Here is a 19,662-nt window from a genome sequence, read left to right as displayed (position 1 = left end):
CTAAGCGGTCGCTCACCCTCCTGCCGGAGCCCCCGGCATCAGCGGCATCAGGGAGCGGCCAGCTCATAGGCGTACGACGGGCTGAACGTGCCCGGTGTGCCCTTGCAGCCGTCCGACTCCCCCGGCAGCTTCACCCACAGGTAGGCGTCGATCCTCGGCTCGCCGGTGTCCAGGGTGGGCGGCCGGCCGATCTTCCGGCCCGCCGGGTCGCACCACTCGCCGTCGGGCGGGGCGCCGTTGCCGTTGCGGCTGGTGTCGATCACGGCGCCCAGGCTCGACGGTCCGCCCAGGGCGGCGAGGACCTGCCGGTCGTAGGCGATCTCGGCGGACGTGGTGTGGAAGTTGGAGACGTTGCTGAAGATCCCGTCGGAGGAAGCGGCCGACGCGGCGCCCGCCCGCCTCAGCAGGGCCGCCTGCTCGGCCGCCGGACGCCAGCCCGAGTGACCGGCGTCGTAGTAGACGCGGGCCCTGGGGTTAGCGGCCTTCAGGACGCGGCCCGCGCGGGCCAGCGAGGCGAAGCGGTCGGCGCGCGCCGCGGCCGGGAGGCACTCCGACTGGGCGATCGAGTCGGGCTCCAGGACGACGACGACCTCGCGGGAGCCGAGCCCCGCGGCGAACCGGTCGATCCAGGCGTCGTACGCGCCGAGGTCCGGAGCCCCGCCCTGGGAGGCACCGCCGCAGTCGCGGTCCGGGATCGCGTACGCCACGACCACCGGGACCCGGCCCTGCGCGGCGCCGCCCGAGGTGACCGCGCGCACCCGGGAGGTGATGGTCGCGGGCGTGTGGTCGGCGAACCAGACCGCGGCCGGCCGGTCGGCGATCCGGGCCGCTATGACCTCGGCACGCCGGTCGCCGGGGTTGTCCCGCACCCAGTCGAGCACCTGCGAGGAGGGGTGGCGGTACAGGCGGGCGGCCTTGGTGGTCCGGGCCTTCGCCGAGCCGGGGCCGGCCTTCTTCGGGGACGGGGACGCGCTCGCCTTCGCGGACGGCCGGGCGGAGGTGGCGGAAGGGGGCGGCTCGAAGGCCGACGGCACCACCGACGGCGAACTCAGGGCCGCGTACGGGGAGCCGCTCACGGGGGCCGGCCGCGCCTCGTCGGAGCCGTCGCCGTCGTCGAGCGCGGAGAGCACCCCGGTCGCCGTGCCGACGGCGACCACCAGGGAGGCCGCCGCGACCGCCACCCCGCGGCCCACGGCACGCCTGCGTGCGGCGCGGCGCGCGGCCAGCCGCTGGGCACGTAAGCCTGACACCCTCTCGCTCCCCCCCTCGCGCGACGGTCGCGTTCCCCCGTTCTGGGGAAGCCCCGGGCCCGCCGGCACTCCGGCCAGCCTAGGACTGGGACCCTGCCGCTATGGCGCAATCGGAACAGTTCACCACTTCTCTCGACACGGTCGTCTCCCGTATGCGCGCCCTGGACGAGACCCTGCCGGAGCGGGACGGCGTGGCCGTCTTCAACCGCGTCTACCTCGCCGTCACGGAGGCCGTCGGCCGGTGCGTCGACCGGGGCCGGTTCGCGGACCCGCGGGCCGCGATCACGCTGGACGTGCGGTTCGCCGAGCGCTATCTCGCGGCGGTGGACGCGGCCGCCCGCGAGCACCGCGCGCCGGCCTGCTGGCGGCCCGTGTTCCAGTTCCGCCGACACCCCGGCGTACGACCGCTGCAGTTCGCGCTCGCGGGCATCAACGCGCACATCGGGCACGACCTGGCGCTCGCCGTGGTGGACACCTGTCGTAGCCTCGGCTGCGAACCCGCCGACGTGGAGGACGAGTTCGACCGCGTGGGCGATCTCCTCGTCTCGCTGGAGGAGCGCATCCGCGAAGAGCTGATGCCGGGCCCCGACCTCCTCCAGATCGCCGACCCGCTCACGCATCTGCTGGGTTCCTGGAGCCTGGAGCGCGCCCGCGACGCCACCTGGACGGCGGCCCGGGCGCTGTGGGCGCTGCGTGGACTGCCGGACGTGGCCGGGGAGTTCACCGAGCGGCTGGACACCGCGGTGGGGTTCGCGGGACGCATGCTGCTCACTCCGCTGCCCGGCTGACCCGGCTTTCGCGCCCCAGGGGGGTTACGTTGGCCGGAGCACCGCCCGATGCGACCCGACGCAAAGGAGCGTACCCATGGCCGTCCGGCTGGGACTGAGCCTTCCCCAAGCACGGCAGTACGACCTCGGACGGGACGTGCCCCACGTGGCACGCACCGCCGAGCGGATCGGTTACGACAGTCTCTGGGTCTACGAACGCGCCCTGTTCCCGGACCCCCCGACGCAGGGCCTGGGCGGCATGGAGGGTGTGCCCTGGCCCGACCAGTACCGCGCCGTCCCGGAGCCCCTGGTGACGCTGACGCTGGCCGCCGCGGCGACCGAGCGGGCCGAACTCGGCACCAGCGTCCTGGTGGCCCCGCTGCACGGGCCGTTCCAACTGGCCAAGTCCCTCGCCACGTTGGACGCGGCGAGCGGCGGCCGGGTGGTGGCGGGCCTGGGCACCGGATGGTCGACCGACGAGTACGCGGCCGCGGGCGTGGGCACCTTCGCCGAGCGCGGCCAGGTCCTGGACGAGATCATCGACGTCTGCCGGGCCGTGTGGGGCCCGGACCCGGTGCGCTACGAGGGCCGGCACACCCGGATCGCCTCGGCCGTGGTGGGCCCGAAACCGGCCCGCCCGATCCCCGTCCTGCTGCCCGCCTTCAGCGGGAAGGCGATGCGCCGGCTGGTCGACCGGGCCGACGGCTGGATGCCCATCGCGATGGCGGGCGCCGACCGGCTCGCCCAGGAATGGCGGCAGTTGCAGGACCTCGCGGCCGAGCGCGGCCGCACCCGCCCGATCCGGACCTCGGTGCGGGTCAACGCGCAGTACGGCCCGAAGGCGTACGACGGCCCGGACCGCGCGCCCTTCCAGGGCAGCGTCGACCAGATCGTGGAGGATCTCGTCGCGCACGCCGGGATCGGCCTGGAGGAGTTCTTCTTCGAGCTCCAGGGCGGGATGCGGGACGCCCGGGAGCTGGAGGACGTCGCCGCCGAGCTGTTCGAGAAGGCGCGGGCCGCCGGGGTCTAGTCCTCCGGCAGTTCGACCGGCGCGATCTGCTCGTACAGGTCCCCGGGGCCCGGGTTGGTCGCGTCGGTCGCGCCGCCGAAGTGGTGCATGACGCCCCAGACCGCGTTCAGCGCGGTCTGGACCGCGCCCTCGGCCCAGCCCGCGGTCCAGGAGATGTCGTCGCCGGCGAGGAAGATGCCCCGCTTGTCCGCGGGCAGCGTGTCCTGCATGAAGTGGGTGAACAGGCGCCGCTGGTAGCGGTAGTGGCCGGGCAGGTTGGCCTTGAACGCGCCCATGAAGTAGGGCTCGTTCTCCCAGGAGACGGTCACCGGGCTGCCGATGACGTGCTTGCGGATGTCGACCTTGGGATAGATCTCGCCGAGCGACTTCAGCATGACCTCCATCCGCTCGTTCGCGGACAGCGGCAGCCACTTCAGGCTGTCGTCGCACCACGTGTAGGAGAGGCAGATGACGGCGGGCTTGTCCGGGCCGTCGTCGAGGAGGTAGGTCCCGCGCGTCATGCGGTCGGTGAGGGTCATCGACATGACGTCCCGGCCGGTGTGCTCGTCCTTGTCCAGCCAGAAGGGCCTGTCGACCGGGACGAAGAGCTTCGACGACTCCATGTAGTGGGTGCGCTCGATGGCGGTCCAGTGGTCGATCGGGAAGAGCGAGTCGTCGCAGGCGATCTTGGACAGCAGCATCCAGGACTGCGCGGTGAAGATCGCCGCCGGGTAGGTGCGGATGTCGCCGTCGGCGTCCGTCACGGTGATCCGGTTGCCGGCCGTGCGGTGCAGCCGGGTGACCGCGGGACGGGGCCGGCCGTCCCGGTGCAGCTTCGCGAGCGAGGTGCCGTACGCCCAGTGCACGATCTTCTCCGGCTCGCGCTCCCACAGCCGGAGCGGCAACTGCTGCGAACCGCCGACGATGCCGCGGTGGTGGTCGTCGGCCTCGGTGTAGACGACCCGGAGGATCTCCAGGATGGAGTTGGGGAAGTCGGTGTCCCAGCCGCCGGTGCCGAAGCCGACCTGGCCGAAGATCTCCCGGTGCCGGAAGGACTTGAAGGCCTCGGAGTCGCAGAGGAAGCCGTAGAAGGTCTGGTTGTCGAGCTTCTCGACGAGCTTCGCCCAGATCTCGCGGATGCGCGGCACGTCCCGCTCGCGCATCGCGCGGTTCATGTCGGAGAAGTCGGCGCCCTCTTCGAGGCACTTGTTCCAGGCGGCGGCGACATCGCGGTAGACCTGCGGGAGGTCGTCGATCGTCTCGGCGTAGTGGGACTCGCCCTTGAGGTCGACGACCGTCGAAGGGGTGGCCTCGGCAAGGGGGTTGGGGAAGGGGCGGGTCTCCAGACCGACGAGGTCGATGTAGTGCTGGAGGGCGGTGGAGGAGGGCGGGAAGCGCATCGCGCCCATCTCCGCGGTCAGCGTGGGATCGCAGCCCTCGAAGCCCACGGTCCGCAGCCGTCCGCCGATCCGGTCGGCCTCGTACACGACCGGCTTGAGGCCCATCTTCATCAGCTCGTACGCGGCCACGATCCCGGAGAGACCGCCGCCGATCACCGCGACCTCGGTGCCGTGCTCGGTCGCCGGTATCTGGCCGAGGCCCGCCGGGTGGGCGAGGAAGTCGTCGTAGGCGTACGGGAAGTCCGGTCCGAACATGGTGATCGGCGGCTGCTGCTCGTCTGCGTGCTCGACGGCGTTGGGCACGGTGGACGTCATGGGGTACGGACTCCTTGGCACAAAGGGGTGGTTCAGACGAGGGACCCGTAGAGACCGGGGCGGCGGTCCGTCAGGTACGGGTTGGCCGCCCGGGAGGCGGCGAGGAACGCGGGGTCGGCGTCGGCGAACACCAGCTCCTCGGCGCGTCCGGCACGGGCGCGGGCCACCCCGTCGGGACCGGCCAGCGTGGAGAGTCCGACGAACTCGAACTCCCCCTCCGGGCCGACCCGGTTGACGTAGGCGACGTACATCTGGCTCTCCCAGGCCCGCACCGGCACGAGGGACTCGGCGACGAACTGGAAGGGGTGCATCTGCGCCGTCGGCACGATCAGCAGGTCGGTGCCGGCCAAGGCGTGGGCCCGGACGTTCTCCGGGAACTCCACGTCGTAGCAGATCATGAGGCCGACGGTGAGTCCGCCCACCTCGGCCTGGACGACCGGCTGCTCGCCGGGCTCGAAGTGGTCGCGCTCGAAGCAGCCGAAGAGGTGGGTCTTGCGGTAGTTGGCGAGCCGGGCGCCGTCGGCGGAGATGAGCTGGGCGGAGTTGTGGACCGTGTCGGCGAGGCGCTCGGGATATCCGTACGCGATGGCGATCCGGTGCCGCTCGGCGATTTCCGCGACCGCGTCCGCCGAGTCGCCGTCGGCCGCTTCGGCGAGGCGGGCGATGTCGTCGCCGATGGCGTACCCGGTGAGGAACATCTCGGGTGCGGCCAGCAGCGCGGCGCCCGCGGCGGCGGCCCGGCCCGCGGCCTCGTCGAGGACCTTGAGGTTCCCCTCGACGGAGCCGGGGCGGCCGGAGCTCTGGAGCAGGGCGGTGCGCATGCGTGATCCTCACCGGGCGGAAGGCGGATGGGGGCCGCAGAGGAGGGCCACATAGACGGTACGGGCGGCTGACCAGGGCGGACAAGAAGGAGCCGTTGCGCGCCCGGGAGCGGTTCATTGCGTCCGGGGGCGCTCCCGCGGCGATTCGTTGCGCGGGCGGCCGCGGCCCCGGAACAGCACCAGCGCCGTCACCGCGTACGGGACGGACAGGACCACGAACACCGTGCTGTGCGCCAGGGACGCCCCGAGCACGGTGTACAGGCCGAACACCGCGACCGTGACCAGTTCCGTGCCCAGGCTCGCCACCGAGGTGAGAGTGGCCCGGCGGGCGTCGTCGATGCGGTGCTGGAGGCGGACGTCGGCGAGCACCTCGGCCAGTTGGAACCCGGCGAAGGCGAGGCCCACGAGGGCGATGCCGGCCGGGGTGCGGAGCCCGGCGCCCACGGCCAGGGCGAGCGCGGCACCCGCGATCAGGGCGGCGAGGCCCCGGGTGCCGAGGCGCTCGGCGGGACCGGCGAAGAGGCTGCCGACGGTCACGGTCGCCCAGACCAGCAGGACCAGCCAGGGCACGGTGGTGTCGGCCACGCCGAGGTCGCGGACCAGCAGCGGGACGTACTCGTCGAGCGCGCCCCACACCGCGGCGACGGCCGGCACGAGCAGCAGGGCGGCCTGGACGCGCCGGTCCCCGCGCGCCTCGGCGAGTCCGGCCCGCAGCGTCGCCGACCAGCGGGTGTTCCCGTGCTCGGCCGGCACCCGGTGTTCCGGCAGCAGGGTCGCCGTCAGCGCGGCCAGCAGACAGGCCAGGACGCTCGCGGCGCCCACGGCCGGGTAGCCGCCGAGGGCGAGGACCGGTCCGGCGAGCCCCATCGCCGCGACCGTGGCCAGCAGCCGTGCCGCACGGGTCCGCCCCATCAGACGGGCGTACCGCTCGGCGGCCCCGAGCCGTTCCAGCTCGTCGTAGACCAGGGCCTCCAGCGAGCCGGAGCCGAGCGCGCCGCCGGCCCCCCACAGGACGAAGCCCAGCGCGAAGGCGCCGTACGACGGCACGGTGACCCACAGCGTGAAGCCGGCGGCCGTGAGCAGCGGGCCGAGCCACAGCAGCCGGCGCCGCGAGACGGTGTCGGCCCAGGCGCCCGAGGGCACCTCCAGGACGACGGCCGTGAGGGACCACAGGGCGAACAGCGAGGAGATCTGCCAGAGCGGCAGACCGGTGTCGGCGAACAGCAGCGCGTACACCGGGTAGAGCAGGACGAGATCGTCGAGGAACGCGTAGCCGTACAGCACGGTCGTCAGCCGGCGGACGCCAGTCGCGGGCACACGTGCGGGTGAGAGTGTCATGAGGCCTTCCCGGAAGGGCGGATCGGACGTCGTCGGTACGGCGTCCGAGGCGGCCCTCGGGAGGCACGGCTGGGGGATCAATGTCGCCAGGTCATGTCCACGATGCTAGACAGTCCCGGGCCCGCTGCCCAGCGAAAAAGCGGTCTGCGACGATCTGTGGTGAACGGCCCGGCGGTCGCCGGCACCCGAGACGGAGGTTCCCGTGGACATCGCCGCACTCCCCCGGATCGACGAGCACGCGACGCTGGTCGCGGCCCCGGCCGGGGAGGTCTGGGACGCGCTCGGCGCGGTCCTGGAGGAGTCCTTCGGCCGCCCCCGCTCCGCCCGCTACGCCCGTCTCGTCGGGGTCGCCGACCGTACGGCGTCCGGGCCACGGCCCCTCGGCCGGGGCTCGGCGTTCCCCGGGTTCCGGGTGGCCGACGCGGAACCGGGACGGGAGCTGGTCCTCGTCGGGCGGCACCACTTCTCGACGTACGCCCTGGTCTTCCGCATGGAGGCGGCCGAGGGCGGCCGGACGCGGCTGCGGGCGGAGAGCCGGGCCCGTTTTCCCGGGCCCGGCGGTGCCCTCTACCGGCTGCTGGTCGTCGGCACGGGGGCGCACGCCCTGCTCACCGGGCGGCTGGTGGCCGCGGTCCGGCGCCGCGCCGAGGAGGTCAGGTAGGCGAGCCCGACGAGAAGCGGCGCAGCAACGGGGAGAGGACGAGGACCGACTTGGTGCGCTCCACGAACGGCTCGCCCGCGATCCGTTCCAGGACACGTTCGAAGTGCCGCATGTCGGAGGCGAAGACCTGCACCACGGCGTCGGCGTCGCCGGTGACGGTGGAGGCGGCCACGACTTCCTGGTAGCGCTCCAGGCCCCGCTGGATGGTCTCCGGGGAGGTGTTGCGCCGGCAGTAGATCTCGACGAACCCCTCGGTCTCCCAGCCGAGGGCCGCCGGGTCCACCCGTACGGTGAAGCCGGTGATGGCCCCGGTGGCACGCAGCCGGTCCACGCGCCGCTTCACGGCGGGCGCGGACAGGCCGACGATCTGCCCGATGTCCGCGTAGGAGCGGCGGGCGTCCTCGGCGAGGGCGTGCACGATGCGTTCGTCGAGATCGTTCAGCACGGTGGGCGGATCAGCTTTCGGGTGTTGCGAGTCGGGAACGGCGATGGCCGTACACGAAGTAGAACACGAGCCCGACGGCCATCCAGACCCCGAAGACCACCCAGGTGACGGTGGACAGGCTGCCCATCATCCACACGCAGAAGCCGAAGCCCAGCGCGGGGAAGACCGGCGAGAGCGGGACCCGGAAGGTCCGGGGCATGTCGGGACGGGTCCGGCGCAGCACCACGACGGCGATGTTGACCAGCGCGAAGGCGAAGAGCGTGCCGATGCTGGTGGCGTCGGCGAGCTGGCCGAGCGGGATGGCCGCCGCCAGCACCCCGCAGAACAGGGAGACGATCACCGTGTTGGCGCGGGGCGCGCCGGTCTTCGGGTGGACCCGGGCGAACACCTTCGGCACCAGTCCGTCCCGGGACATCGCGAAGAGGATGCGGGTCTGGCCGTACAGCACGGTCAGGACGACGCTCGCGATGGCGATGACCGCGCAGAACGCCAGCAGGGTGCCCCAGAAGGTCTGCCCGGTGACCTCGCGCATGATCTGGGCGAGCGCGGCCTCCGAGTCGTCGAAGTGCTGCCAGGGCTTCGCGCCGACCGCGACGGCGGCGACAAGGACGTACAGCGCGGTCACGATGACCAGCGACAGCATGATCGCGCGCGGCAGGTCGCGCTGGGCGTTCTTCGCCTCCTCGCCGGCCGTGGAGGCGGCGTCGAAGCCGATGTACGAGAAGAAGAGCGTGGCACCGGCCGCGCTGACCCCGGCCATGCCGAGCGGCATGAAGTGCTCGTAGTTGCCCGAACGGAAGCCCTGGACGCCGATCGCGCAGAACAGCACCAGAGCGGCGATCTTCACGACCACCATCACGGTGTTGGCGCGGGCCGACTCGCGGGCGCCGCCCAGCAGGAAGGCCATCGCGAGGAGGACGACGATCAGCGCCGGCAGGTTGAAGACGCCGCCGTCACCGGGCGGGGCGGACAGGGCGTCGGGGATGGTGACGCCGATGGTGCCGTCGAGGAGCTCGTTGAGGTACTCGCCCCAGCCGACGGCCACGGCGGCGACCGAGACGCCGTACTCCAGGACCAGGCACCAGCCGCAGATCCAGGCGATCAGTTCGCCCATGGTTGCGTACGCGTACGAGTACGAGGACCCGGAGACCGGGATGGTGCCGGCGAGCTCGGCGTAGGAGAGGGCCGAGAAGAGGGCGGTGAGGCCGGCGATCACGAAGGAGAGGGTGACGGCCGGGCCGGCCTTGGGGACCGCCTCGCCGAGGACGACGAAGATGCCGGTGCCCAGGGTGGCGCCGATGCTGATCATCGTGAGCTGCCAGAGCCCGAGGGAACGCCTGAGTGCTCCTCCCTCACCCTGGCCGCCCTCCGCCACCAGGCGCTCCACCGGCTTGCGCCGCATGAGGCGCGCACCGAGCCCCGTCGCCCGGGGTGTGCGCTGTCGTGGGGGTGCGCCTTGGTCGAGCACGCGCTGACTCCTTCGTCGTTGCAGGTGAGTACAGCGAAGCACCCTACGAGCCCGGACCTCACAGCCGTAATGCAGCAACCTTGCACGCCCTCGCAAGATCGTTGCGTTCCGCGCCGCTGGGTGGGAGTTCGTTGCGCGCACCCGCCTCCGGTGCCCTTTCGCCCGCGTCAGCGGTCCTCCGGCTCCCCGGCGACCGCTCGTGCCTCCGCCGCGTCGGCCTCGTCCAACCCCGTCCGGCCGGGCTTGCCGTGGGCCGCGGCCTGGCCGTCGATCCAGCGCGTGTGCGCCTCCCACGCGGCCTGCTTGCCGGTGCCCGGCGCGGCCCCGATCTGCGACCAGGAGGCCCCGGCCGCACGGGCCGCCCGCACGGTCAGCTGACGACCGTAGACGGCCTTGCGGGCCACGACCTCGCTCAGTGCGAGTCTCGTCAAGGAGGCTTGACGTCAGGGCAGCCTGACGGGCGCGGGGCCGACGACGGCGGGACACGCGAAGGGCCCCCGCGTCCCGGCGGGGGCCCTTCGCCGCGGACCTAGCTCCAGCTCGCGTGCAGCGGCTTGCCCTCCGCGTAGCCGGCCGCGCTCTGGATGCCCACGACCGCCTTCTCGGCGAACTCCTCCAGGGAGCCCGCGCCCGCGTAGGTGCAGGAGGAGCGGACGCCCGCGATGATCGAGTCGATCAGGTCCTCGACACCCGGGCGGGCCGGGTCGAGGAACATCCGGGAGGTCGAGATGCCCTCCTCGAACAGCGCCTTGCGGGCCCGGTCGTACGCGGACTCGTCCGACGTGCGGTTGCGCACGGCCCGCGCGGACGCCATGCCGAAGGACTCCTTGTAGAGCCGTCCGCTCGCGTCCTGCTGGAGGTCGCCCGGCGACTCGTAGGTGCCGGCGAACCAGGACCCGATCATCACGTTGGACGCGCCCGCGGCCAGCGCCATGGCGACATCGCGCGGGTGCCGGACACCGCCGTCGGCCCACACGTGCTTGCCGTACTTCCGGGCCTCGGCCGCGCACTCCAGGACCGCCGAGAACTGCGGCCGCCCGACACCGGTCATCATGCGGGTGGTGCACATGGCACCGGGGCCCACACCGACCTTGATGATGTCCGCGCCGGCCTCGATCAGGTCCCGCACGCCCTCGGCGGCCACGATGTTGCCCGCCACGATCGGGACCTGCGGGTCGAGCGCCCGGACCGTCCTGATCGCGGTGATCATCGACTCCTGGTGGCCGTGCGCGGTGTCGATGACGAGCGTGTCCACGCCCGCGTCGAGCAGTTGCTTGGCCTTCTCCGCGAAGTCGCCGTTGATGCCCACGGCGGCGGCGATGCGCAGCCTGCCCTGCGCGTCGACGGCGGGCGTGTACAGCGTGGCGCGCAGGGCGCCCTTGCGGGTGAGGATGCCGGCGAGACGGCCGTCCCGGTCCACGGCGGGGGCGTAGCGCCGGTTGGCCGCGTCGAGGCGGTTGAAGGCCTCGCGCGGGTCGATGTCCGCGTCGAGCAGCAGCAGGTCGCGCGACATGACTTCGGCGAGCTGCGTGAAGCGGTCCACGCCGGACAGGTCCTGGTCGGTGACGACACCCACGGGCCGCCCACCCTCGTCGACGACCACACCGGCGTTGTGCGCGCGCTTGGGCAGCAGGGCGAGCGCGTCGGCGACGGTCTGGTGCGGGGCCAGCACGATCGGGGTGTCCAGGACGTGGTGGCGGCTCTTCACCCAGGAGACGACCTCGGTGACGACCTCGATCGGGATGTCCTGCGGGATGACCACGAGGCCACCGCGCCGCGCCACGGTCTCGGCCATGCGGCGCCCGGCGATGGCGGTCATGTTGGCGACGACCAGCGGGATCGTGGTGCCCGTGCCGTCCGGGGAGCTGAGGTCCACCCCCTGCCGCGAGCCGACCGCGCTGCGGCTCGGGACCATGAAGACGTCGTCGTACGTCAGGTCGTACGGGGGCTGGATGTCGTTGAGGAAACGCACGTGCTGCACATCCCAGTCGATCAGAGGTGGCCCCCGGACAGGTCAGCCAGGGGGAAAGAGCACGTACTTCATTCTCCCACGCCGGGCGGATCGCCACCCACGGGCGAATCGTCCAGACCGGCCGCGGGGGCCCTAGGACGAACCTCCAAGGGCGAGCGCCACGGTGAGCGCGGACGCCTCCGCGAACACCTCGCGCGCGGTCGCCCACTCGTCCGGCCGCGCCTCGGCGTACCCGTCCCAGTGCCGTACGACCACGACGGTCTCCGCCCCGGCGCCGTCCCCGGACCACAGGCCCGGGTCGGACAGGACGTCCGCCAGCGCGTCCCAGTTGCGGCCGAACCAGTCCGGCAGCCGCAGGTCCCGGGCGCAGCGCTCCATGAGGCCCGCCTTGTCCGTGACCCCGTCGAGGTCCAGCGTGACCACGCGTGCCGTCATCTCAGTACCGCCCTGAACGAGTCGTAGTGATCATCGGTGTAGTAGATCTCGCCGTCCCGCCCGGTGACGATCCGCCGGGCTCCGCGGTCGCGCGAGCCCGGGGTGGGCACGGTGTACTCGTGGTAGTAGCCGCGCCGGTGCGCGGGCAGCAGCCCCTCGAAGTTCCCGAAGACGGCGCCGTCCTTCGGGTACGGGAAGGGGCCGCCCCTGTCGATGAGTTCGAGGGTCTGCCGGGCCTCGGCCGGCAGCCGGGCCTCCTGGACGGTGGCCATGTCGCCGCCCCGCGCCGGGTCGTGTCCGGCCGAGCAGCCGGCCAGCACGAGGACGCAGAGCAGAATCCGGGAGACGAACCGCAGCAGCATGCGTCCGATGCTGCCACGGCCGTCCCCGCATGACCCGGCGTCAGGACCCGTCCGGGTCCGCCCTGTTCAGCGCCGGCTTCGGCGGTGTCCCCGCCGTCATCAGGTAGTCCGCGGCGGAGGTGTCCGTCACCAGGCTGGTGACGAGACCGGACCGCAGCACGGCGTCGATCGCGGCCCCCTTCCGCTGACCGCCCGCGATCGCGACGACCTCGGGGATACGGCGGAGCTGCTCGGTCTTGACGGTGATGCACCGCTCGCCCAGGTCCCGGCCGACCCTGCGGCCCTCGGCGTCGAAGAGGTGCGCGGACATCTCGGCGGCGACACCGAGCGAGGCGTAGTGCGCCCGCTCCTCGTCGCTGAGCATGTCGTGCACCGTCGAGATGCCCGGCTCCCAGGAGCCGATGGAGACACAGGCGACCGTGACCTTGTCGAAGTACTCGAAGGCCCGGGCGATCCCGGTCTGGTTGCGCAGCGCCGCCGCGGTGGCCGCGTCCGGCAGCAGCATCGGCGCGTAGATGGGGTGGGCGTCCCCGCCGGACACCTGGGCGGCCCGCCGTACCGCCTCCACCGAACCGCGCTCGGCGGTCCCGGCGTCGTACACGCCGGTCAACTGCACCACCGTGCACGGCGGGAGCCGGTCGAGCGCGGCCGCCATGTGGATGGTGGAGCGGCCCCAGGCCAGGCCCAGGATGTCGCCCTCGTCGACCAGTTCGCCGAGCAGGTCGGCGGCCACCTCTCCCAGGTTCTCGGGGTCGGGCGAGTCCTGGGCCTCGGCCGGGGACTCGACCACGACTGCGTGCCGCAGGCCGTAGCGGGCGCGCAGCGCGTCGGAGCGCTCGGCGTCCAGTTCGGCCGGCACACGGATCTCGATGCGCACGAGATCCCGTTCCAGGGCGGTCTCCAGGACCCGGGCCACCTTGAAGCGGCTGACGCCGAACTCCTCCGCGATCTGGATCTTGGACTTGCCCTCCAGGTAGAAGCGGCGGGCCATGGCCGCCGCCTGCACCAGCTCAGCGGGTCCCATCCGCATGGCTGACCGGCCCGCCGACATACCCGACACGGCGTTCTCCTCACTGCTGTTCACACTCTGGATTCGCCGTTCATCCTTGCAGATCCGGCGCACTTGATCAGCCCTGATCGGAGCCGTTCACGTTCCTGACGCTCAGTGGTCGCACGCCCACGAGGCCTTCGCGGTCGCCCCCTCCGCTTGGGTGCGCAATGCACGTACCGCTTCGGCCGGGTCGGACGCCCCGTACACCGCCGACCCGGCGACGAAGACGTCGGCGCCGGCGTCCGCGCAGCGCTCGATGGTGGACGCCGAGACCCCGCCGTCGACCTGGAGCCACAGCTCCAGACCGTGCTTGCTGATCAACTCGCGGGTCCGGCGAATCTTGGGGAGCATGATGTCGAGGAACGCCTGTCCCCCGAAACCGGGCTCGACCGTCATGATCAGCAGCATGTCGAGCTCGGGGAGCAGGTCCTCGTACGGCTCGATGGGCGTCGCGGGCTTGAGCGCCATGGAGGCGCGGGCGCCCTTGGCCCGGATCTCCCGGGCGAGCCGGACCGGAGCGGCGGCCGCCTCCACGTGGAAGGTGACGGAGGAAGCCCCCGCCTCTACGTACTGGGGCGCCCAGCGATCGGGGGCCTCGATCATCAGATGGCAGTCCAGCGGAGTGTCCGTCGCACGGGCCAGAGACTCTACGACCGGCACCCCGAGCGTGAGGTTCGGGACGAAATGGTTGTCCATGACGTCGACATGGAGCCAGTCGGCTCCCTCGACCGCCTTCGCCTCGTCCGCGAGGCGGGCGAAGTCGGCGGACAGGATGCTGGGATTGATCTGCGCGGCCATGCCCCAAGCCTCCCATGCCGGGGCCCGAAGGGGCGCGCCGGTCCGGACCTAAGCCGTTCATCGGATGTTGTGGACGAGCTGTGCGTGCCATGCTGGGCGGCCGATCGGCTCGACTGGTGGCGCCGGGGGTGGCCATGACCGGGAATCGGGGCATCGCGCACTTCGTCTGCGGACGGCGTGCCAAGTGGGTGGTACTCGCGCTGTGGCTGGTGGTGCTGTTCCTGACGGCGCCCCTCGCCTCCAAGCTCACCGACGCCCAGGACAACGACGCGGCCTCCTGGCTGCCCGGCTCCGCCGAGTCGACCCAGGTCCTCCAGATCAGCGAGGACTTCAGGCCGGAGCAGATCCCCGCGGTGGTCGTCTACGCGCGCGAGAGCGGCCTCACCCCGCAGGAACGGGCCGCGATCGCCGCGGACGCCGCCGAGATCAAGCAGCTCACGGCGCACGGCATCCGCGGCGCGGAGACCCGGGGCCCGGTCTACGACCGGCAGAGCGACCCGCGCGCGGCCCAGATCCTCGTCCCGATCACCATGGACGAGAAGGGCTGGGAGGAGATCGCGCCCGCGGTCGACTCCATCCGTGACGTCGTCGGCGAGGGCGGCGACGGCCTCGCCGTGCACATCACCGGCCCGGGCGGCACCTCGGCGGACTTCTCCGAGGCCTTCGAGGGCATCGACTCGACGCTGCTGCTGTCCGCGATGGGCGTCGTGATCGTCATGCTGCTCATCACCTACCGCAGCCCCACCCTCCTCCTGGTCCCGCTGCTCTCCGTGGTCGCCGCGCTGTTCACCGCGCAGGCCTTCATCTACCTGCTCGCCGAGCACGCGGGCCTGACGGTCAACGGCCAGAGCGCGGGCATTCTGACGGTCCTCGTCTTCGGCGCGGGGACCGACTACGCCCTGCTGCTGGTGGCCCGCTACCGCGAGGAGCTGCACCGCCACGAGGACCGCCACGAGGCGATGGCCCTCGCCCTGCACCGCGCGGGCCCCGCGGTGATCGCCTCGGGGGCGACCGTGGTCCTGAGCATGCTGGTCCTGCTGGCCGCCGAGATGAACTCGACCCGCGGTCTCGGTCCGGTCGCCGCGATCGGTGTCACGGTCGCCCTGCTGGCGATGATGACGCTGTTCCCGGCCCTGCTGGTGATCTTCGGCCGCTGGATCTTCTGGCCGGTGACCCCGCGCTTCGGCGCCCCGGACCGCATCGAGACCGGCGTGTGGGCCCGCACCGGCCGCCAGATCGCCCAGCGCCCCCGCATGATCTGGATCATCACGACCGTGGTCCTGGCGGTCTGCTCCCTCGGCCTGATCCAGTTGCGCGCCGAGGGCATCGGCAACGCGGACGCGTTCACCGGGAAACCGGACTCGATCGTCGGCCAGGAGGTCTCGGCGAAGTACTTCCCGGCGGGCAGCGGCGACCCCCTGGTCATCGTCAGCGACCAGGCCCAGGCACGCCAGGTCGGCGAGGCGGTCGCGGGCACGCGGGGAGTCGCACCCGAGTCACTGGGCCTGCCCCCGGGCACGAAACCCTCGTACGAGGGCAAGGTCCTCTTCGAGGCGACGATGACCGCCCCGGCCGACAGCGAGGCGGCGAAGCAGACGGTGGAGCGCGTCCGGGACGCCGTCCACGCGGTTCCCGACGCCGACGCTCAGGTCGGCGGCGGTACGGCCGCCCTGCTGGACATGGACCGGGCGACCACGCACGACAACATCCTGATCATCCCGCTGGTGCTGGTCGTGGTGATGCTGATCCTGTGCGCCCTGCTGCGCGCCCTGATCGCCCCGCTGCTGCTGATCGGGACGGTGATCCTGTCCTTCGCGGCGGCCCTGGGCATCAGCGCCCTGGCCTTCCGCCACCTGTTCGACTACGCGGGCGAGTCCACGGACTTCCCGCTGTTCGTGTTCGTCTTCCTGGTGGCCCTCGGCATCGACTACAACATCTTCCTGACCACCCGCATCCGCGAGGAGGCCGCCCACCGGGGCACCCGTGCGGGCGTGGTCACCGGTCTGGCCGCGACCGGCGCGGTCATCACCTCCGCCGGCCTGGTCCTGGCCGGCACCTTCGCCGCCCTCGGCACCCTCCCGATGGTCGCCTTCGCGGAGATCGGCTTCGCGGTGGCGCTGGGGGTCCTGCTGGACACGTTCATCGTGAGGTCGGTCCTGGTGACGTCCCTGTTCCTGGACGTGGGCGAGAAGGTCTGGTGGCCGCACAGCCTGTCCAAGGCGGACGGTGCCGACCCAGGGGCGCGGGGAACTGCGCGACCAGCCGAAACGGTGCGGCAGACGAACGACTAGCTCAGCCCGTCCTGCGAATGACCGCCATGTACATCGCATCGGTCCCGTGCACATGCGGCCACAACTGCACGTCCGGCCCTTCACCGAGTTCCGGCACACCGGGGAACAACGGCCGGGCGTCGACGAGTTCAGCGGTCGGCCACTGCTTGAGCACGTCCTCCACGACGGCCCGCGTCTCCGCGAGATGCGGAGAACAGGTCGCGTACCCGACGACCCCGCCCACCCGGACGGAGTCCAGCGCGGTGTTCAACAGGCCGCGCTGCAACGGCCCGAACCCCTCCAGATCCGCGGGCCGACGCCGCCACCGGGCCTCCGGCCGCCGCCGCAGCGCGCCGAGCCCCGTGCACGGCACGTCCATCAGCACCCGGTCGAAGCTCCCCGGCTGCCACGGCGGCCGGGTCCCGTCCGCGGCGATGACCTGATACGGCCCCGGGTTCCCGGCCAGCGCCTTGGCCACCAGTCCGGCCCGGTGCGGCTGCTTCTCGGAGGCGAGCAGCACGGCCCCGCGCTCGGCGGCGAGCGCGGCGAGCAGGGCGGCCTTGCCACCGGGCCCCGCACACCCGTCGAGCCACTTCTCGTCCCGCCCCTCCAGGGGGGCGTTCGCCAGCGCCAGCGCGACGAGCTGGCTGCCCTCGTCCTGCACCCCGGCCCGGCCCTCCCGTACGGCGCCGACGGCTCCGGGCTCCCCGCCCTCGGCCAGCCGGACGGCGTACGGCGACCAGCGCCCCGCCACGGCGGACTCCTCGCGCAGCAGCTCCTCGGTGGTGGCCCGCCCGGGCCGGGCGACGAGGGTCACCTCGGGCCGTTCGTTGTCGGCCTCCAGCAGCCGCTCGATACCGGCGCGTCCGCCGCCCAGGGAGTCCCACAGCGCGGAGACGACCCAGCGGGGGTGGGAGTGCACGACGGCGAGATGGTCCTCGGGGTCGTCGTCGTAGGGCGGCGCGACCTTGGCGATCCATCCGTCGAGGTCGTCCTGTGCGATCTTGCGCAGCACGGCGTTGACGAACTTGGCCCGTCCGTCGCCGAGCACGACCCGCGCGAGCTCGACGGAGGCGGACACGGCGGCGTGCGTCGGGATGCGCGTGCCGAGGAGCTGGTGCGCCCCGAGGCTCAGCACGTCGAGCACCGGCGGATCGACCTCGCGCAGCGGCCGGTCGACGCACTCGGCGATGATCGCGTCGTAGGTTCCCTGCCGCCGCAGCGTCCCGTACACGAGCTCGGTGGCGAGCGCCGCGTCCCGCGCCTCGAAACCGCCCTTCTCCCGCGCCTTCCGCAGCAGCGGCGGCAGGACGAGGTTGGCGTACGCGTCGCGCTCGTCCACGGCCCGCAGCGCCTCGAAGGCGAGGATGCGGACGGGGTCCTTCTGGGGCCGACGGTAGGGCTTGCCGGGCTTACCGGCCTGCCGGGGCTGCTCGCTCACGAAAAAGGTGCTCCGGGTTCAAGGTCTGGATACGCCCCAAGCGTACGTCCAGCGCGGGTTCCCTCACCCTCCGAGGGGCAGGGGCGCGGCTACCCGGCCCGCCCGGTCACCCGCCGACGCTCTCCCCCTCCGCGATCCTGACGCCCCGCGCCCAGTCGGCGGCCTTCATCGGCTTCTTCCCCTGCGCCTGCACCCACAGCAGCTCCACACCGTACGACCCGGTCCCGACGTGCACGCTGTTCTTGCCGACGGACAGCGCGCCGGGAGCGAGATCCGTACGGTCGGGAACCGGCTGGACCTGGATGAGCTTGAGCCGCTCGCCGCGGAAGGTCGTCCAGGCGCCGGGCGACGGGTGGCACCCCCGCACGACCCGGTCCACCCGCAGCGCGGGCGCGGCCCAGTCGATCCGGGCGTCCTCGACGGTGATCTTCGGGGCGACGGTGATGCCCTCGGCCGGCTGCGGTACGGCCTTCAGCGTGCCGTCGGCGATGCCGTCCATCGTCGCGGCCAGCAGTCCCGCCCCGGCGAAGGCGAGCCGTGTGAGCAGGTCACCGCTGGTGTCGGTGGACCGGATCTCCTCGGTGACGGTTCCGTAGACGGGCCCGGAGTCCAGGCCCTCCTCGATCAGGAAGGTCGAGGCGCCGGTGATCTCGTCCCCCGCCATGATGGAGTGCTGCACGGGCGCGGCCCCGCGCCAGGCGGGCAGCAGCGAGAAGTGCAGGTTGACCCAGCCGTGGGCGGGGATGTCGAGGGCGACGCGGGGCAGCAGGGCGCCGTAGGCGACGACGGGGCAGCAGTCCGGGGCGATCTCGCGCAGCCGCTCCAGGAACTCCGGGTCCCGCGGCCTGACGGGCTTCAGCACCTCGATGCCCGCCTCCTCGGCCCGCTCCGCGACCGGGCTCGCGACCAGCCTGCGCCCCCGCCCGGCCGGCGCGTCGGGACGCGTGACGACGGCGGCGACCTCGTGCCGCCCGGAGGCGATGAGAGCGTCCAGAGCGGGAACGGCGACCTCGGGGGTGCCGGCGAAGACGAGCTTCATGGGTGGGCAGGGCCTCTCGGACGGGTGACGACGGGCAGCACACAAGTCTATGGCGAGGCACGATCGCCGCACCGCCGGAGAGCGCCCCCGCAGACGAGACCCGCCCTTGCGGCCAAGGCGCGAACCCCCCACCCCCGGCGCACGCATATGCCGGTACGCCCCCACTGCGTGACCAGCGGAGCGTAGACGCGTTGGTCAAGAAAGAGTTGACCACAACGGGCCGCTGGCGCGGCCCCGTCCTTCGCAACGTCCTTTTCAACGTCCTTTTCAACGCCGGTTCGAGAGGCTTGTTCATGGCCGACCACGCAACCCACGACGCCCAGGCTCGGGCCAGCCTGCACTTGCTGGTGCGGGACATCGAGCGGGTCCGCCGGCAGGTGGACGCACTGCGCACCCTCACCGCCCAGTTGGGCAACGTCTACCGCCCGCGCCGCTCCGGTCCCTCCACGGGCTTCGTCGTCTACGGACGCGCCCCCGCCCCCACGGTCCGTCTCGCGCAGGAACTGCGGGACAGCGTCGAGACCCTGGTGACGGCCGCGGTCGACTTCGACCGCTCGCTCGGCTTCTCGTGGGACGCGGTGGGTTCCGCCCTCGGCGTCACCAAGCAGGCGGTCCACCGTCGTTACGGCGCCCGCCGCGCCGCCGCCCAGGCGACGGCCGACGCCGAGCGCGCCACGGAGCCGTCGGGAACCCGCACGGTCAGCGTCAACACCGGTGTCCCCAGCGTGCCGTCGGTCCCCACGGTGCCCGCGGCCCGCTCCATGCCGACCCAGCCGACCGCGGGCAGCCCCGCCCTCCGCGAGGAGGCTGGACCCACAGC

19 protein-coding genes are annotated in these 19,662 nt (G+C 72.6%); 5 read left to right on the top strand and 14 right to left on the bottom strand.

Annotated elements, in window-relative coordinates; genetic code table 11:
* Positions 1-47: 47 nt before the first annotated feature.
* Entirely contained in the window at positions 48-1,193 is a 1,146-nt protein-coding gene (locus AOJ26_RS03755; protein WP_373413194.1) for a glycoside hydrolase family 6 protein, read from the bottom strand.
* A 158-nt stretch (positions 1,194-1,351) separates the two neighbouring features.
* Between AOJ26_RS03755 and AOJ26_RS03750 the strand changes: the two genes are divergently transcribed.
* Positions 1,352-2,038 (top strand): DUF5995 family protein, encoded by a 687-nt coding sequence (locus tag AOJ26_RS03750; protein WP_053846721.1) that lies wholly within the window; start codon positions 1,352-1,354, stop codon positions 2,036-2,038.
* Between the two features lie 76 nt (positions 2,039-2,114).
* Positions 2,115-3,047, top strand: a complete 933-nt coding sequence (locus AOJ26_RS03745) for an LLM class F420-dependent oxidoreductase (protein ID WP_053846720.1) — start codon at positions 2,115-2,117, stop codon at positions 3,045-3,047.
* On the opposite strand, the gene AOJ26_RS03740 is transcribed toward AOJ26_RS03745, so the two are convergent.
* From AOJ26_RS03740 to AOJ26_RS03730, 3 genes are all read right to left on the bottom strand, one after another.
* Positions 3,044-4,741, bottom strand: a complete 1,698-nt coding sequence (locus tag AOJ26_RS03740; protein ID WP_053846719.1) for a flavin monoamine oxidase family protein — start codon at positions 4,739-4,741, stop codon at positions 3,044-3,046. The genes AOJ26_RS03745 and AOJ26_RS03740 overlap by 4 nt on opposite strands.
* Positions 4,742-4,773: 32 nt before the next feature.
* On the bottom strand, positions 4,774-5,562 hold the full coding sequence (locus AOJ26_RS03735; protein WP_053846718.1) for a carbon-nitrogen hydrolase family protein: 789 nt from the start codon (positions 5,560-5,562) through the stop codon (positions 4,774-4,776).
* A 114-nt stretch (positions 5,563-5,676) separates the two neighbouring features.
* Positions 5,677-6,900, bottom strand: a complete 1,224-nt coding sequence (locus tag AOJ26_RS03730) for an MFS transporter (RefSeq protein WP_053846717.1) — start codon at positions 6,898-6,900, stop codon at positions 5,677-5,679.
* Positions 6,901-7,102: 202 nt separating this feature from the next.
* On the opposite strand from AOJ26_RS03730, the gene AOJ26_RS43745 reads away from it, so the two are divergent.
* On the top strand, positions 7,103-7,561 hold the full coding sequence (locus AOJ26_RS43745) for a hypothetical protein (protein ID WP_053846716.1): 459 nt from the start codon (positions 7,103-7,105) through the stop codon (positions 7,559-7,561).
* On the opposite strand, the gene AOJ26_RS03720 is transcribed toward AOJ26_RS43745, so the two are convergent.
* From AOJ26_RS03720 to rpe, 8 genes are all read right to left on the bottom strand, one after another.
* A complete protein-coding gene (locus tag AOJ26_RS03720) occupies positions 7,554-8,006 on the bottom strand; it encodes an Lrp/AsnC family transcriptional regulator (protein ID WP_020117426.1) in 453 nt (150 codons plus the stop codon). The two genes, AOJ26_RS43745 and AOJ26_RS03720, sit on opposite strands and share 8 nt — an antisense overlap.
* A 10-nt stretch (positions 8,007-8,016) precedes the next feature.
* Positions 8,017-9,474 (bottom strand): amino acid permease, encoded by a 1,458-nt coding sequence (locus AOJ26_RS03715; RefSeq protein WP_053846715.1) that lies wholly within the window; start codon positions 9,472-9,474, stop codon positions 8,017-8,019.
* Positions 9,475-9,641: 167 nt separating this feature from the next.
* On the bottom strand, positions 9,642-9,905 hold the full coding sequence (locus AOJ26_RS03710) for a hypothetical protein (RefSeq protein ID WP_234358431.1): 264 nt from the start codon (positions 9,903-9,905) through the stop codon (positions 9,642-9,644).
* A gap of 98 nt (positions 9,906-10,003) precedes the next feature.
* Entirely contained in the window at positions 10,004-11,446 is a 1,443-nt protein-coding gene (locus tag AOJ26_RS03705; protein ID WP_053846742.1) for a GuaB1 family IMP dehydrogenase-related protein, read from the bottom strand.
* A 132-nt stretch (positions 11,447-11,578) separates the two neighbouring features.
* Positions 11,579-11,881, bottom strand: coding sequence for a barstar family protein (locus AOJ26_RS03700; RefSeq protein ID WP_053846714.1), 303 nt, complete (start codon positions 11,879-11,881; stop codon positions 11,579-11,581).
* Positions 11,878-12,243 (bottom strand): ribonuclease domain-containing protein, encoded by a 366-nt coding sequence (locus AOJ26_RS03695; protein ID WP_053846713.1) that lies wholly within the window; start codon positions 12,241-12,243, stop codon positions 11,878-11,880. Before AOJ26_RS03695 ends, AOJ26_RS03700 begins: the two co-directional genes overlap by 4 nt.
* A 40-nt stretch (positions 12,244-12,283) precedes the next feature.
* Positions 12,284-13,327: a sugar-binding transcriptional regulator gene (locus tag AOJ26_RS03690; RefSeq protein ID WP_053846712.1), complete on the bottom strand. Its 1,044-nt coding sequence runs from the start codon at positions 13,325-13,327 to the stop codon at positions 12,284-12,286.
* A gap of 78 nt (positions 13,328-13,405) precedes the next feature.
* A complete protein-coding gene (gene rpe / locus AOJ26_RS03685; RefSeq protein WP_053846711.1) occupies positions 13,406-14,092 on the bottom strand; it encodes a ribulose-phosphate 3-epimerase in 687 nt (228 codons plus the stop codon).
* Positions 14,093-14,226: 134 nt separating this feature from the next.
* Between rpe and AOJ26_RS03680 the strand changes: the two genes are divergently transcribed.
* Positions 14,227-16,383 (top strand): MMPL family transporter, encoded by a 2,157-nt coding sequence (locus AOJ26_RS03680; RefSeq protein WP_053846741.1) that lies wholly within the window; start codon positions 14,227-14,229, stop codon positions 16,381-16,383.
* A 1-nt stretch (position 16,384) separates the two neighbouring features.
* Here AOJ26_RS03680 and AOJ26_RS03675 read toward each other — a convergent pair whose 3' ends face one another.
* Positions 16,385-17,803, bottom strand: coding sequence for an RsmB/NOP family class I SAM-dependent RNA methyltransferase (locus tag AOJ26_RS03675; protein ID WP_053846710.1), 1,419 nt, complete (start codon positions 17,801-17,803; stop codon positions 16,385-16,387).
* Between the two features lie 106 nt (positions 17,804-17,909).
* Positions 17,910-18,842 carry a methionyl-tRNA formyltransferase gene (fmt, locus tag AOJ26_RS03670; RefSeq protein ID WP_053846709.1) on the bottom strand — a complete coding sequence of 311 codons (933 nt, stop codon included), beginning with the start codon at positions 18,840-18,842 and terminating at the stop codon, positions 17,910-17,912.
* Positions 18,843-19,135: 293 nt separating this feature from the next.
* On the opposite strand from fmt, the gene AOJ26_RS03665 reads away from it, so the two are divergent.
* Positions 19,136-19,662 (top strand): hypothetical protein (locus AOJ26_RS03665; protein WP_053846708.1); only part of this gene is annotated, 527 nt, incomplete at its 3' end.

The sequence above is a fragment of the Streptomyces sp. NRRL B-24085 genome (genome assembly GCF_001282115.1).
Lineage (GTDB): Bacteria > Actinomycetota > Actinomycetes > Streptomycetales > Streptomycetaceae > Streptomyces.
The sequence above is the reverse complement of the archived record's forward strand: the minus strand, read 5'-3'. Positions and strand labels throughout refer to the sequence as shown.

Excerpts from the sequence above, each read along its gene's own strand:
- AOJ26_RS03750 (WP_053846721.1), top strand. The coding sequence starts at position 1,352 with ATGGCGCAATCGGAACAGTTCACCACTTCTCTCGACACGGTCGTCTCC.
- AOJ26_RS03745 (WP_053846720.1), top strand. The coding sequence starts at position 2,115 with ATGGCCGTCCGGCTGGGACTGAGCCTTCCCCAAGCACGGCAGTACGAC.
- AOJ26_RS03740 (WP_053846719.1), bottom strand. The coding sequence starts at position 4,741 with ATGACGTCCACCGTGCCCAACGCCGTCGAGCACGCAGACGAGCAGCAG.
- AOJ26_RS03735 (WP_053846718.1), bottom strand. The coding sequence starts at position 5,562 with ATGCGCACCGCCCTGCTCCAGAGCTCCGGCCGCCCCGGCTCCGTCGAG.
- AOJ26_RS03730 (WP_053846717.1), bottom strand. The coding sequence starts at position 6,900 with ATGACACTCTCACCCGCACGTGTGCCCGCGACTGGCGTCCGCCGGCTG.
- AOJ26_RS03700 (WP_053846714.1), bottom strand. The coding sequence starts at position 11,881 with ATGACGGCACGCGTGGTCACGCTGGACCTCGACGGGGTCACGGACAAG.
- AOJ26_RS03695 (WP_053846713.1), bottom strand. The coding sequence starts at position 12,243 with ATGCTGCTGCGGTTCGTCTCCCGGATTCTGCTCTGCGTCCTCGTGCTG.
- rpe (WP_053846711.1), bottom strand. The coding sequence starts at position 14,092 with ATGGCCGCGCAGATCAATCCCAGCATCCTGTCCGCCGACTTCGCCCGC.
- AOJ26_RS03680 (WP_053846741.1), top strand. The coding sequence starts at position 14,227 with ATGACCGGGAATCGGGGCATCGCGCACTTCGTCTGCGGACGGCGTGCC.
- fmt (WP_053846709.1), bottom strand. The coding sequence starts at position 18,842 with ATGAAGCTCGTCTTCGCCGGCACCCCCGAGGTCGCCGTTCCCGCTCTG.